The organism is Lysinibacillus sp. SGAir0095 (assembly GCF_005491425.1).
GTDB lineage: Bacteria > Bacillota > Bacilli > Bacillales_A > Planococcaceae > Ureibacillus.
Genome location: NZ_CP028083.1, coordinates 3,123,005 through 3,137,025, shown reverse-complemented (window position 1 = coordinate 3,137,025; position 14,021 = coordinate 3,123,005). Strand labels below are relative to the sequence as shown.

At 38.8% G+C, this 14,021-nt stretch carries 11 protein-coding genes; 8 read left to right on the top strand and 3 right to left on the bottom strand.

The window, feature by feature from the left end:
- Positions 1-24: 24 nt before the first annotated feature.
- From C1N55_RS15620 to C1N55_RS15605, 4 genes are all read left to right on the top strand, one after another.
- Positions 25-1,620, top strand: a complete 1,596-nt coding sequence (locus tag C1N55_RS15620; RefSeq protein WP_137729668.1) for an ATP-binding protein — start codon at positions 25-27, stop codon at positions 1,618-1,620.
- Complete coding sequence (locus C1N55_RS15615; RefSeq protein WP_137729667.1) at positions 1,617-2,297, top strand: response regulator; 681 nt, start codon at positions 1,617-1,619, stop codon at positions 2,295-2,297. The genes C1N55_RS15620 and C1N55_RS15615 overlap by 4 nt, the downstream gene beginning before the upstream one ends.
- Positions 2,298-2,529: 232 nt before the next feature.
- Positions 2,530-3,822, top strand: a complete 1,293-nt coding sequence (locus C1N55_RS15610) for a CitMHS family transporter (RefSeq protein WP_137729666.1) — start codon at positions 2,530-2,532, stop codon at positions 3,820-3,822.
- 147 nt (positions 3,823-3,969) lie between these two features.
- A complete protein-coding gene (locus C1N55_RS15605) occupies positions 3,970-4,278 on the top strand; it encodes a hypothetical protein (protein WP_137729665.1) in 309 nt (102 codons plus the stop codon).
- A gap of 190 nt (positions 4,279-4,468) precedes the next feature.
- On the opposite strand, the gene C1N55_RS15600 is transcribed toward C1N55_RS15605, so the two are convergent.
- Together C1N55_RS15600 and C1N55_RS15595 are read right to left on the bottom strand one after the other, a co-directional pair.
- Complete coding sequence (locus C1N55_RS15600) at positions 4,469-5,392, bottom strand: SDR family oxidoreductase (RefSeq protein ID WP_137729664.1); 924 nt, start codon at positions 5,390-5,392, stop codon at positions 4,469-4,471.
- A gap of 48 nt (positions 5,393-5,440) precedes the next feature.
- Entirely contained in the window at positions 5,441-7,432 is a 1,992-nt protein-coding gene (locus C1N55_RS15595; protein WP_240758314.1) for a catalase, read from the bottom strand.
- An 814-nt stretch (positions 7,433-8,246) separates the two neighbouring features.
- On the opposite strand from C1N55_RS15595, the gene C1N55_RS15590 reads away from it, so the two are divergent.
- Entirely contained in the window at positions 8,247-9,527 is a 1,281-nt protein-coding gene (locus C1N55_RS15590) for an MFS transporter (protein ID WP_137729663.1), read from the top strand.
- Between the two features lie 72 nt (positions 9,528-9,599).
- Here C1N55_RS15590 and C1N55_RS15585 read toward each other — a convergent pair whose 3' ends face one another.
- The gene (locus C1N55_RS15585; RefSeq protein ID WP_137729662.1) at positions 9,600-10,676 is read right to left on the bottom strand and encodes a CdaR family transcriptional regulator; all 1,077 of its coding nucleotides are present in this window, start codon (positions 10,674-10,676) and stop codon (positions 9,600-9,602) included.
- A gap of 142 nt (positions 10,677-10,818) precedes the next feature.
- On the opposite strand from C1N55_RS15585, the gene C1N55_RS15580 reads away from it, so the two are divergent.
- From C1N55_RS15580 to C1N55_RS15570, 3 genes are all read left to right on the top strand, one after another.
- Positions 10,819-11,946 (top strand): glycerate kinase, encoded by a 1,128-nt coding sequence (locus C1N55_RS15580; RefSeq protein WP_137729661.1) that lies wholly within the window; start codon positions 10,819-10,821, stop codon positions 11,944-11,946.
- 12 nt (positions 11,947-11,958) lie between these two features.
- Complete coding sequence (locus tag C1N55_RS15575; protein WP_137729660.1) at positions 11,959-13,305, top strand: GntP family permease; 1,347 nt, start codon at positions 11,959-11,961, stop codon at positions 13,303-13,305.
- Positions 13,306-13,602: 297 nt separating this feature from the next.
- Positions 13,603-13,821, top strand: a complete 219-nt coding sequence (locus C1N55_RS15570) for a hypothetical protein (RefSeq protein ID WP_370452538.1) — start codon at positions 13,603-13,605, stop codon at positions 13,819-13,821.
- The last annotated feature ends 200 nt before the right edge of the window (positions 13,822-14,021 follow it).

The window sequence follows — 14,021 nt, the reverse complement described above, 5'->3', positions numbered from 1 at the left end:
TGAACTAAAAAAGGTTGCTGTTTTATGGGAAAAGTCTCATTACATACAAAGATTTTAGGCCTAACTTTAACACTCAGCGTAATACTGATTGTTCTATTAACATCTTATTATACTTATATGAATGGAAAGCAAATCGAAGAAGATCGAGGCCGCTTAGCTTTAGAATTATCAAAATCGATTTCTTTAATGCCAACCATTATCGAAGCATTTGAACTGGAAAATCCTGCTGAGAGCATTCAACCGGTTGTAGAAGAAATCCGCCAGAAAACAGGTGCCGAATTTATCGTAGTCGGCAATAAGGAAGGAATCCGTTATTCTCATCCAAAGGAATCGGAAATCGGGAAAAAAATGATCGGTGGAGATAGTATAAGAGCCATTGAAGACGGTGAATATTATGTATCGGAAGCCCGCGGTTCCTTAGGTCTTTCTATGAGAGGAAAATCCCCTATATTTAATAGAGATGGGGACATCATTGGAGTGGTTTCGGTCGGGTTCTTAGTAGAGGATATTGAAAAACAAATTTTTAAAACGATATCTAAAGAAATGGTTATCTCTCTACTGGCCATCATTACATCCATCATAGGTAGTTTTCTACTCTCAAAGAGTATCAGAAAAGATACGTTAGGATTGGAACCCTATGAGATTGCCAATTTATATAAAGAAAAAAATGCCGTATTACATTCTGTACAAGAAGGGATTTTGTCTGTCGATAATAAAGGCATGATTACCTCCATGAATCAGCGTGCAAAAAGCCTGCTGGGGATAAGTGGATCTGTACGGCATTCCAAAATTGATGGATTATTTCCATCGAGTCAATTATATGAAGTGTTGAAAACAGGAGTCCCACAGTTCGATAAAGAAATGCACTGGAAAGAAAAAACAATTATTGTCAGCTGTACACCGATTTTGGATGAAAAAAGTGTTAGAGGGGTAGTTGCTTCGTTCCGAGAAAAAACAGAAATAGAGCAAATGATTAACACCTTATCGGAAATGAAAATCTACGCAGAAGAGCTGAGAGCCCAAACTCATGAATTCACCAACAAATTATATGCACTCTCAGGATTATTACAATTAGGCGAATACGAGGAAGCGATTCAGATGATTCAAGGCGAAACATCAGAATTGGAATTTCAAAATCAAATCGTCTTCAAACAACTAAAAGATACGAAAGTGCAAGTGATTCTTTTAGGGAAATTAGGCAAGGCCTCTGAAAAGAAGATTATATTTGAAATTGACTCAGAGAGCTACATTGATAAATTGCCAGAGCATATCAATCTTTCACAGCTAACGATTATATTAGGAAATATAATTGATAATGCCTTCGAGGCTGTTTATGGCGTAACTAAGCCAAAAATCAATTTTTTTGCAACGGATCTAGGAGAAGATATTATTTTTGAAGTAAGCGACAATGGGAAAGGAATATCGGATGAGGATATGCCTGCACTTTTTGAACGTGGATTTACTTCAAAAGAAGGCGAAAATCCTAGAGGTTACGGGCTCTCCAATGCCAATAGTGCAGTAAAAGAGTTGGGAGGCATCATAGAAGTGCAAAATGGGATAGAAAATACTGTCTTCACAGTGTATCTTCCTAAGAAACCGTTAGGAGGGGAAAAACGGTGAACATTAAAGCAGTCATAGCAGAAGATGATTTTCGTGTCGCTGCCATCCATGAAAAATTCCTAGGAAATTTTAAAGGAATTGAAGTGGTAGGCATAGCGTTGAATGGAAAAGACACAATGGAATTATTGGATAAACACAATCCAGATCTACTTTTACTGGATGTGTACATGCCTGACCAATTGGGTACCGAACTCTTGCCAAGCATTCGGAAGCAATTTCCTCATATCGATATCATTATGATCACAGCAGCTACGGATAAAGACATACTGCTGAATGCACTCAACTACGGTGTGGAGCACTATTTGATAAAACCAGTAAAAATGGAGCTGTTTCACCAAACCATTGAGGAGTATCTCCAAAAATCCCAGCTGATTGAATCCAAACAGGAAGTTGACCAGGACTTTGTCAATCAACTCTTTAAAAAATCAAGCGAATCCAATGACACGAAGGAATTTACTTTGCCAAAAGGAATCGATGAGATTACTTTAGTCAAGGTAACAAATGTGTTGCAATCGAGTGAATCTGGACTATCAGCAGAGCAAGTGAGTGAGCAAATTGGCGCCTCAAGAACAACGGCTAGACGCTATCTTGAATATTTGATTACAGTGAAGGAATGCAGGGCTGAAGTGGTTTATGGGGTAGTAGGCAGGCCGGAGAGAAGATATTATAAAATATAGAAAAGCCATAGAAGCTTTAATGGACACTCAACAAAACGAGTGTCCATTTTTATTTTGCAAGTCAAGGAAAAGCATTCCTATTTTTGGCGTGAACACAATGAACAAAACTTTCACAATGTTTTTAAAAAACAATATTTTGCAATCGCTTACAAATCACACTTTCTATTTTAATATGAATACACGGGGAAAACAAACTAGATTGTTTGCATAATTGATTAGGGGGATGATTCGTATGCTTGCTTTATTAGGATTTTTAATGATAATAACATTTATGATTTTAATCATGTCAGGTCGTCTATCGGCAATGATTGCTTTGATTATTATACCGATCGTTTTTGCTGTCATTGGTGGATTCGGAACTGAAATTGGACCAATGATGCTAGAGGGCATTAAAAGTGTAGCGCCAACAGGTATTATGATTTTATTTGCTATTCTATATTTTGGTACATTAATTGATGCAGGCGTATTCGATCCGGTTATTAAGACGATTCTTAAGGTCGTTAAAGGGGATCCTGTGAAAATTGCGATTGGAACAGCGATTTTAGCTCTTATGATTTCTTTAGATGGTGATGGTACTACAACATATATGATTACAATTTCAGCAATGCTGCCACTCTATAAAAGAATTGGCATGAAGCCGATTATTTTAGCAGGGATTGCTGTTTCGGCATCAGGAGTTATGAACCTATTACCTTGGGGCGGTCCTACTGCAAGGGTAATGTCAGCTTTAAATCTAGAAATGTCCGAGGTTTTCACACCAGTGATACCAGCTATGATTGGTGGAGCACTCTTTGTCATACTTATGGCATTTATGCTGGGAAAACAAGAAAGAAAGCGAATCGGTATTATCGAAGTCGATTTTCATGCGATGGCTCAACTGGCTGCAACTACGGAAGCTGACCAACTGAAACGCCCAAAACTAATTATCTTTAACTATGCATTAACGATTGCACTTTTAGTAGCACTTATTACAGAGCTATTTCCACCAGTTGCATTGTTTATGCTTGGATTTGCAATCGCGATTACTGTGAACTATCCAAAAATTAAGGATCAAAAAGAACGTGTAGCAAATTATGCGGATAACGCGCTATCTGTTGTTTCGATGGTGTTTGCTGCCGGTATTTTTACGGGAATTCTTTCAGGTACTACAATTGTAGATGCCATGGCAAGTTCCGTCATTCAATATATTCCGGATGCAATGGGTTCTCACTTTGCAGTAATTTCAGCGATTCTTAGTGCACCGTTTACCTTCTTTATGTCAAATGATGCCTTTTACTATGGAGTACTGCCATTACTTGCTAAGGCAGGAGCTGTATACGGAATTGACCCTGCCCTTATTGGAAGAGCATCTCTTTTAGGATTACCGGTGCATCTACTAAGTCCATTGGTTCCTTCAACCTATCTTTTAGTAGGAATGGTAGGAGAAGATTTCGGGAAATTCCAACGCATTTTCTTAAAGTGGGCATTTGGTTCAACTGTTGTAATGATTGTTGTCTGTCTACTATTAGGAATCATCCCTTTTTAAAATTTGATCATATTATTTGCATTAGGAAGAGGACGGAAAGACGTTGCTCTTCCTTTTTTCTATTTAGTAGGATGTTTAACAGCTGGTTAAACAGGGGTATAAAGTAAATAGGAAAGACAAATCTACAAAATTGTAGGAGGCATAATGATGAAAAAACTTATGAAATCAGTAGTTCCTGTATCTGCACTATTATTAATGTTGGCAGGTTGTGCAGAAGACGAAGAAGATGTAGATGTAGATGTGAACGAAGAGGAACCAGCAACAACAGATGGTGAAGACGACGTGAACATCATCGAGGAAGATGAAGGAACGACCAATTCAGAAACTAATACAGAAACAAATCCAGAATCCAATACAGATAGTACGGAAAATGGATCAGATGGTACTTCTAATAGTAACGTAGAAGAAAGTCCAGAAAGCAACATGGAAAACGGAGAGGACGAAACTACAGAATAATCATCTTTTCGATCGTTTCAAGTACAAACGAAAATTTTCTTATAACGATTGTCCATAAAAAGACGACTTCCCCCTTAACTAGATAAAGAGAAAAAAGTAGGAAATGGTGCTTCCTACTTTTTTCTTTTGCCTAAGCCATAAAAAACGGATCAACTCCAGAGAATGGAAGTCGATCCGTTTTCATTATGGTTTAGGCAAAAATCTGTCCACCGTTCACATGAATGATTTGCCCCGTAACGAAGCGAGAATCATCTGATGCTAAATAGACATAAGCAGGTGCTAATTCAAACGGTTGTCCTTGGCGGTTCATGGGATTTCCTGCTTGCGGTACTTCTTCAGCAGAGAAGCTTGCTGGAATAAGCGGTGTCCACACGCGTCCAGGAGCAACGGCATTGACACGAATCCCTTTCGACACAAGATTTTTAGCTAGAGCACGTGTCATACCAACAGTTGCTGCCTTTGTCATGGTGTAGTCCATTAGTTTATCGTTCCCGTCAAATGCCACAACAGATGCAGTATTTACAATGGCGCTGCCTGCTTTTAAATAGTTCAGTGCTTCGCGCGTTGTGTAAAAGTGTGAGTATACATTGAGTTTAAAGGTTTCATCGAACTGTTCATCTGAGATATCTAAAAAGTCTTTCTGCTCAAACTGAACACCCACATGGTTTACTAGAATATCAAGCTTTCCAAAATTCTCGATTGTTTGTGTGACAATGTCCTTACACTGTTGTTTTTCTCTTAAGTCACCAGCTAACAGCAAACACTCTTGGCCAAGTTCTTCAATTCTTGACTTTGTACGTTCTGCATCTTCTTCTTCCTGTGCGCCGAAATAGGAAATTGCAACATTTGCCCCTTCTTTTGCAAAGGCAATGGCTGTTGCAGCGCCAATCCCACTATCACCACCAGTGATGAGGGCGACTTTTCCTTTTAGCTTGCCACTGCCTTGATAAGCAGGATTTTCAATAATAGGTCTTGGTTCCATTAACCCTTCAATCCCCGGCTGGCTTTGTTGAGTTTGTTCCGGAACTGTCAGTGTCACTTCTTGTGTTTGTGTGACTTTCTTGTAATTCGGATTCTTTGGATAAGATTGTTCGTTATTTGATTGATTTGTCATGTAACCTACAACCTCCTATGGTTGATGAAGTGTTTTCATTCAAGATAATTAGCCGATTGCTGTTGGGCGATTCCAATGGCGACCTACACGTAAGGCTTCAATGAAGGACTCTACCGTTTGGACAACGCCTTCGTCTCCAACATTCGCTTTAGGGTTTTTCATATCTTGTGCAACTAAAAAGGCAAGTGGCTTGTAATGATTGTATGTTTCCTCGATAAAATGGTTTAGCTTGTTTTGAGTTTTGGGATCATCAAATTTTCCTGCAACAAGCATGCCATCATACAGGACGGGTGAGGCTGTGTCCATTGTATGGTCAATCTCAAAGTTTTGGATTGTTTGTTGTTTGTCGCTAATTAGTTCGACTGCTACTTTCTGAGCCTTTAATGTATCCAGGATTTTACCTAGATTCTCGGTTGTTTGATTGACAATAATGGCTACCTTTTTCGTTTCCGTTGAGAAGACAGGTTTTACATATTGGCTTACGGCAGGAGAGGTTTTGTTTGTCTCCACAGCTTGTTTAACTGTTGGTGGTTGAACGCCGACATTCATGGCAAGCTGTGTAGCGAGCTCCACATCAACGTTAGCAAACATCTCCACAACTTGTTGTCGAATTTCACGGCGAGCAACTTTTCCAACCTCAAAACTAAAGGCTTTGACAATATGATCTTTTTCAATATCCGTCATGCTTAACCAAAACATACGCGCTTGAGAGAAATGGTCCTCGAAGGATTGGCTTCTTGCACGGACCTTTACGCCCTCAACTTTTTCTTGGTAGTGTTCATAGCCACCCTCACTTGGTGGTACAGGGGCAGGCGTATTTTGTTGAATGGAATTTTTATGATAGCTGACAGGTCCCACATTAATCGTTTGTCGTCCATAGCCATCGCGTTGATTATTATGGAATGGGCAAACCGGACGATTAATAGGCAGCTCATGGAAGTTTGGACCACCAAGGCGAATCAATTGCGTATCCGTATATGAGAATAAACGTCCTTGCAGTAATGGATCATTTGAAAAATCTATACCTGGCACAACATGTCCGACATGAAAGGCGACTTGTTCTGTTTCGGCAAAGAAATTATCCACGTTTTTATTCAAGGTCATTTTCCCTAAGATACGAACAGGCACTTCCTCCTCTGGCCAAATCTTTGTTGGATCCAGGATATCGAAGTCGAAGTTAAATTCATCCTCTTGAGCAATCAGCTGTACACCTAATTCATACTCGGGGAAATTCCCTTGCTCGATATTCTCGTAAAGGTCTCGACGATGGAAGTCTGGATCTTTTCCGGCAACTTTTTGGGCTTCGTCCCAAACGAGTGAGTGCACACCTAATTTCGGCTTCCAATGGAATTTAACAAAATGAGCTTGGCCAGCTGCATTCACGAAACGATAAGTGTTGACGCCAAAGCCCTCCATCATGCGGTAGCTTCTAGGGATGGCCCGATCCGATAAGTGCCACATAACCATATGAGCACTTTCCTGATTATTGGCGATAAAATCCCAGAAAGTATCATGAGCACTTTGAGCCTGTGGAATTTCGTTATGAGGCTCCGGTTTTACTGAGTGTACAAAATCGGGGAACTTAATGGCATCCTGAATAAAGAAGACGGGAATGTTATTGCCGACTAAATCATAATTTCCTTCTTCTGTATAAAACTTTGTAGCAAAACCTCGAACATCACGTACAGTGTCTGCTGATCCACGAGAACCAGCTACGGTAGAAAAGCGAACGAAAACAGGAGTTTGTTTTCCTTTTTCTGATAAGAATTTCGCTTTGGTAATATCACTGGCATCTTCGTAGCATTCAAATACGCCATGTGCTGCTGTTCCGCGTGCATGCACGACACGTTCTGGAATACGCTCATGGTCAAAGTGAGTCATTTTCTCCCGGAAGTGAAAATCCTCCATAATGGTCGGACCGCGACTACCAATTTTTAAGGAGTGTTCATCCTCAGAAACCTTCAGACCTTGATTGGTTGTAAGGGGTTGATTACTGTCATCCGATTTAAATTGATCTAATTGTTGTTGTTTTTTGTTCAAGAAAATCTCCTCCACTCTAATTAATTCTTTACAATAACGCTATTCCTTAGTAGTGGAAGAGATAAACTAATGCTTTAGTAGTAATTAATCGACAATTTTATGTAGAAATGCTAAAGGAACTTTGTAGCAAGCGGTTTTATCAACGGGGAAAATGAGATTAAATTCCTAGTATAATCACAGTGCTTTAATGGCTGAAGTAGATAGGAAGGAATCATTATGCTGTTCTTAAACGCTTTAATCTAAGTGGGATTAAGGAGTTAGGTAAACAAAATTCCTCGTTAGTTGGGGGAAGATTGTAAGTAAGGATTCTATTCAATAACGAGCGAATAAATGTGAATAAGAGAAATATTTTGAATAATTCTGAAAAAATGGATTCCATATTCTATTCTTCTTTGGTATATTAATATCAACAAAGATTTCCTTTGGTATAATAATATAAACAAAGGAAAGATGGATTAATACGTCGTATATCAATCTATTACTAAATACATAGAAAAAGCGATTTCACATAGTCAAATCCTTTACTTGAGTCCTTCAATTATTGAATTAAAAAGTGGATTTTTCTATTGTCGGTACTTATTCGCGCAGCTTAGGCATTTTTGTAAGCGTTTTATTTAACTCAAGAGAAAAACGATTATTTAAGGTGGTGGTGGATGGGTGAAGTAGCATTGTTAAGAAGCAACGGGGGTGTACAAAATTTTTGGAGTGGAGTATGGAAGGCATAAGTCTAAGTTTTGAATTCGGAAAATTCAGAATTAAAATCCTTGATTCAATACGCAATTTCACTAATTGATTTTAAGAGAGGGTGTTTCATATGGAAAAGAGAAAGTTGTGGTCTTACGAAAATAAGTTAGTAATAATCTTCTTCTTCACAATTGGGTTTGTATTCTTTGATCGTTTAGCAATTAACTATTTATTCCCAATGATTTCTCAAGACTTAGGACTGAACTACACACAATTAGGCTTACTGGGCGCGGCACTTGCCCTAACCTGGTCAGTGTCCGGGCCATTAGGCGGTTTCTTATCAGACAAAGTGAAGAGCAAGAAAGCAATGCTGGCAATCTTAGTCCTCTTATTCTCCCTGATTTCGTTAATGCATGGGCTTGCACAGACATTCGGCATGTTATTTGTACTGCGTCTATTAATGGGAATTGTAGAAGGCCCACTAATTCCTCAAACCCAATCCATCTTAGCAATGGAGTCTTCTGAGCGTCGCAAAGGATTTAACCTTGGTTTTACTATGAATACTAGTAATGCGCTATTTGGTAGTATTCTTGCTCCGGTTTTAATCGTGGCTTTGGCAAACGCATTTGACTGGCATACGGCATTTTATTTAACAATTATTCCAGGGCTTATTTTAAGCTTCTTCATTTTTAGAACAGTCAAAAATCCAGATCCTGCACAATTCCATGAGATGCATTCAGGTAAGTCAACTGAAAAAGTGAAGGTAAAAGATGTCTTGAAACACCGTAATATTTGGCTATCCATTATCGTTTTCAGCTTAGTGATGACGACGCTGATGGCATTTCAAATCTTTGGACCAACCTATCTAGTACAGGCTAAAGGTTTGTCCGAAACGACGATGAGTTTTGTCATGGCTGCTTTTGGGGTGGGGTATGCGATTTTTGGATTCCTGATTCCATCGATTTCAGAGCGTACAGGTCGTAAGCCTGCCTCATTACTATCAGGGCTACTATTAATATTAGTACCTCTTTCAATTGTTTTCGTAGATTCTGTTCCGTTGATGATGCTACTGTTATTCATAGGTTCGGCAGGCTCTGGGGTAATTGGGATGTCTATGTCCGTTATTCCAGTGGAGTCAGTGCCTTTACAGTATTCTGGTCTCGCTATTGGCTTAACTATCGGGATCGGGGAGCTATTTGGCGGCTTTTTAAATCCAATGATCAACGGTGCATTAGCGGATACTTATGGCATTCAAACACCCTTATTCGTAGCAGCAGGTGCCGCAATCATAGCGCTTCTTTGCACAATGTTCTTTAAAGAAACAGCACCCTCAAAAGTGGGGACAGAACAAGTCCAACCATCGGCGAGGCAAGAGGAAGAACAAGAAGTAAAATCGACAGTTCAAGTCTAATAAATATTTCGTCCCGTAAGATGGATTATTAAAATTTACGGGACGTTTTTATTTTGTTTCCTATAGAAAAAGCTAATGCTGCTTACTAAGCATAAGAGCCAATTTTAACACAAAGGCATCTTTAAAATTCTGAGGATGGTATCCAGTTAGCTCATGTATTTTATTTAAGCGGTAGGTAAGAGTATGACGATGAATTTGTAGGCGGTCTGCACAAATATTTATTTGAAGATCGCTCTCAAAAAAGGTTTCTAAGGTGTTCATCATTTTTTCGCTTAACCCAAATATCGTTTTCGATAAAAACTTTCGCACATCATGATGATTTTTATTTTTAAGTAAAGTATAAACCTCAATTTCTTCAAAAAAGGTATCCTTTCGTACCTCAACTGAAAAGGATAATGCCGTTTTTGCACTGTTAAACCCGTAAGACAGCTCTTCCAGCGAATTTACAACAGGACCTATCCCCATATAAATCTCTAATTTCTTCCGTAGTTTAGTAAGTTGATGGAGTATCGACTTTACATGTTTAACAGCCTCCCCACATAAGCAAATGTAATATTCATTTAGCTCCAATTGCCCAAAAAGAATGGGTTGTTTATACAAAATGTTTTCTAGGTTGATCGATAAAGTATTGGAAGAATGATTTCCTTCCTGCTTTAGTAAAATAATTTGGAAGGGTTCCTTCAATGGAAAGGGTAGTTTATGTATTCGTTCCGTGATGATACTGTGAATGGGCTCGTTTTCGATCAAAGCCTTGAAGATGAAATCCCCATTTTTTCGCTGCCATTCACTTTCGCTTTCTGTTAATACTTGATGGACCATCATTTCAGTTGTCAATTGTACTAAATTGGCTATTTCACTCAATCCATGTGGATCTCCAGTAATTCCGATAACCCCAATAATATCTTCATGAAATCGAATCGGCATGTTGACACCGGGCTTGCAATTCTGAAATTGTTTTGAAAGATTTTCATCAATTAAAAGAGGCATACCTGTACGCACAACTTCTATGGCACCCTCATGGATCAGATCGATGCGTTCTTTATCACCAGAAGCTAATATAACACCATTTGGACTAATAACATTAATATTGTGATGAAGTCGCAACATGGTTTGATCGACAATTTCCTCAGCTAACTTAATAGATAACATTTTATACACCCCGTATAAAAAAGATACTGTACTAATACAGTTATATTGTACACCTAACATAATGCTAATTTCCATAGTTTCTCATTATAATTGTTGTAAGCGCTTAACTAATAACCGGTTTTGGTTTGAAAGGAGCAGGAGGATGAAAGTTGTAATAAGTCCAGACTCTTTTAAAGGAACATTAACAGCACTCGAAGCTGCAAAAGCGATAGAAAGAGGCATTAAACTAGTAAATGCCAACGTAGATACGGTTTTGTTACCGGTTGCTGATGGCGGAGAAGGAACAGTAGACGCATTGGTATTAGCAACAAATGGTCACTATCTAAAAACGACTGTACTCGATCCTCTTGGGCGAGAAATTGAAGCTTCTTTTGGGGTGTTGGGGAATCAGACGACTTGTGTCATTGAAATGGCTTCCGCTTCAGGAATTACACTGTTGCATAACAATGAACGGAACCCTCGAATAGCTTCGAGCTTTGGTACGGGGCAAATGATTCAATATGCACTGGATCAAGGGTTCAGAGATTTCATCATTTGTATTGGAGGGAGTGCCACAAACGATGCAGGTGTGGGAATGCTGAGAGCTCTTGGACTTCGTTTAATCGATGGACTTGGACTAGATGTACAAAAGTCGATTGAAGGCTTATTCGATGTAAAGAAGTTGGATTTGTCAAACTGGGATGAGAGATTAGCAGAGTCAAAGTTTGCTATTGCCTGTGATGTGGATAACCCGTTAATCGGTGAAAAGGGAGCCTCGGCCATATTTGGTCCGCAAAAAGGCGTACAAGAGCATGAAGTTGAATATTTTGACCAGGCACTGACTTACTTTGCGGATGTTGTTGAGAAAGAAAAAGGAATTCGGCTTCATGACTATAAAGGAGCGGGTGCCGCTGGTGGTATGGGTGGTGCACTGATTGCCTTCTTACAAGGGGAGTTTCATCAAGGAATACATCTCGTTCTCGATGTCATGAAGTACAACGAGAAAATACAAGGTGCCGATATGGTAGTGACTGGGGAAGGGAAATCAGATCGTCAAACCTTGCATGGAAAAGCACCATTCGGGGTTTTAGAATGTGCAAAGGAATATGAAATACCGACAGTTTTACTTTCAGGCTGTATAGAAGAACAAGATCAACCACTTTTAGCTGAACACTTCCAGGAAATCCATTCCGTAGCAGGGGAATCCATTTCAACTGAAAAGGCGATGAAGGAAGCAGCGAGTTGTTTAACACAAAGGGCTTATGAAATGTTTCGTAAATTAGTTAACTAAGGGGGATTAAATATGTTATTTTTAATTATTTTAATAGGGGTCTTATTCGTTGTATTTGCAACGGCAAAGTTAAAGTTACATCCGTTTTTAGCATTAATACTAAGTGCGTTCTTTGTAGGGATTGCTTCGGGAATGCCATTACTAGATGTGGTAACGAATATTAATACCGGCTTTGGTAGTTTAATGACAAGCATTGGGATTGTCATTGTTGCCGGGACAATGATCGGTGTTATCCTAGAGCGTTCGGGTGCAGCTTATCGTATGGCGGAAGTAGTACTTCGTATTGTGGGGCCAAAACGACCTCAATTAGCTATGTCGATTATCGGGTATATTGTATCGATTCCAGTTTTCTGTGATTCTGGATTTATCATTCTATCAAGCTTACAGAAATCATTAGCTAAACGTGCAAAAGTAACAATTGCCTCTATGGGTGTTGCTTTAGCAACCGGTTTATATGCAACACATGTACTGGTTCCACCAACACCAGGGCCAATTGCGGCTGCAGGGAATATCGGAGCGTCCAATTATTTAGGAACAGTGATTCTGGTTGGGTTAATTGTTGCGATTCCAGCGACATTTGTCGGGTATCTTTGGGCTTCAAAAGTAGCGACAAAAATAAGAGTGCCAATGGATGATGAAGAAGCAATGAATTACGAAGAAGTCATTAAATCCTTTGGTGAAATGCCATCAACATTTAAAGCATTTTTCCCGATTGTACTACCGATTGTGTTAATCGGTATTGGGTCGATTGCTGCATTAGTAGGTGATCCTGAATCTACGGTAAATATGATTTTACGCTTCCTAGGAAGCCCAATTGTTGCCTTACTATTAGGGGTATTTGCGGCATTCCCATTACTGCCAAAGTTGAACGAAGAAACATTAACGGGCTGGATTGGAGATAGCTTAAAAGATGCAGCGCCTATTCTATTAATTACTGCAGCGGGTGGTTCATTCGGTACAATTATTAAAGAAACTGGTGTCGGTGATATGTTACAGCAAATGGATCTTGGTTCATTAGCGACAGGTTCTTTATTCTTACTCGTTCCATTTATTATTGCAGCGGCATTAAAAACGGCTCAAGGCTCATCAACAACAGCTTTAGTTATTACATCTACACTTGTAGCACCAATGTTAGTAACAGCTGGCATTGAAGGTGCACTACCATTGGCGTTAGTGGTTATGGCCATTGGAGCTGGGGCAATGACAGTGTCTCACGTAAACGACAGCTTCTTCTGGGTAGTGACACAATATAGTGGAATGGAAGTAACACAAGCCTATAAAGCTCAAACAATGGCTACACTTTTACAAGGAATTACAACAATTGCATTTACAATTATTTTGTGGTTAATATTTGTATAAACAGTTAGGCAAAGCATACTTGCACATATAAAATGCAGGTATGCTTTTTTAGTTTATTATTAATATGTAAGTTTTCTACTTATTCAACAAACTGGCCAGATTGTGGAGGAAAGTAATCCCCTATTTCTGTATAATCCAATTGAGATTATCAACAAATATAATTACTCTAACGGTAGAGTTAATATAGGATATACTACTTTAAAGAGGTGCCAAATGAAAAAAGATAAATGGATCCCTTTAGCAAATATTAGTGATAAAAGCGAGATATGGGCGGGGACAAGAGTTAGATGATACAATGTGGGTTTAAATGTTAAAGATACAAAAGATGATTATTTTGAATACTTAGTTTCGTATATTTATGATAACGAGGAATTTTTACAGCTAACAAATTTGTCGCCTGGAGAAGCTGGGAACATAATTTGTATTTTAGAGAAGGATTTACCCAATTATTATGCTTTAGGTAAAACATTAAAGAAAATGATGGGGTTAGAAAATACGTTCGTATTAGAGGAATAATAACTTTTATGAAATTTTAAATAATGTAGAGCGATTTATTAAACTAACGGGGCATAGTTGTATAACGTTCTTCTACACTCTGACGCAATTCTTGAAAATGAATCGTGTCTTTTTCAGTTATAGGACCATATTGTGGAGCAAGGCCATTTTTTAGAGTTGAATAAGGGTGAAGTAATTATTATTGTTAGCACCTCAATTAA

Bases quoted from the DNA above. Each gene is read 5' to 3' on its own strand.
- C1N55_RS15590 (WP_137729663.1), top strand. From the start codon at position 8,247: ATGGAAAAGAGAAAGTTGTGGTCTTACGAAAATAAGTTAGTAATAATC.
- C1N55_RS15610 (WP_137729666.1), top strand. From the start codon at position 2,530: ATGCTTGCTTTATTAGGATTTTTAATGATAATAACATTTATGATTTTA.
- C1N55_RS15600 (WP_137729664.1), bottom strand. From the start codon at position 5,392: ATGACAAATCAATCAAATAACGAACAATCTTATCCAAAGAATCCGAAT.
- C1N55_RS15620 (WP_137729668.1), top strand. From the start codon at position 25: ATGGGAAAAGTCTCATTACATACAAAGATTTTAGGCCTAACTTTAACA.
- C1N55_RS15580 (WP_137729661.1), top strand. From the start codon at position 10,819: ATGAAAGTTGTAATAAGTCCAGACTCTTTTAAAGGAACATTAACAGCA.
- C1N55_RS15575 (WP_137729660.1), top strand. From the start codon at position 11,959: ATGTTATTTTTAATTATTTTAATAGGGGTCTTATTCGTTGTATTTGCA.
- C1N55_RS15605 (WP_137729665.1), top strand. From the start codon at position 3,970: ATGAAAAAACTTATGAAATCAGTAGTTCCTGTATCTGCACTATTATTA.
- C1N55_RS15585 (WP_137729662.1), bottom strand. From the start codon at position 10,676: ATGTTATCTATTAAGTTAGCTGAGGAAATTGTCGATCAAACCATGTTG.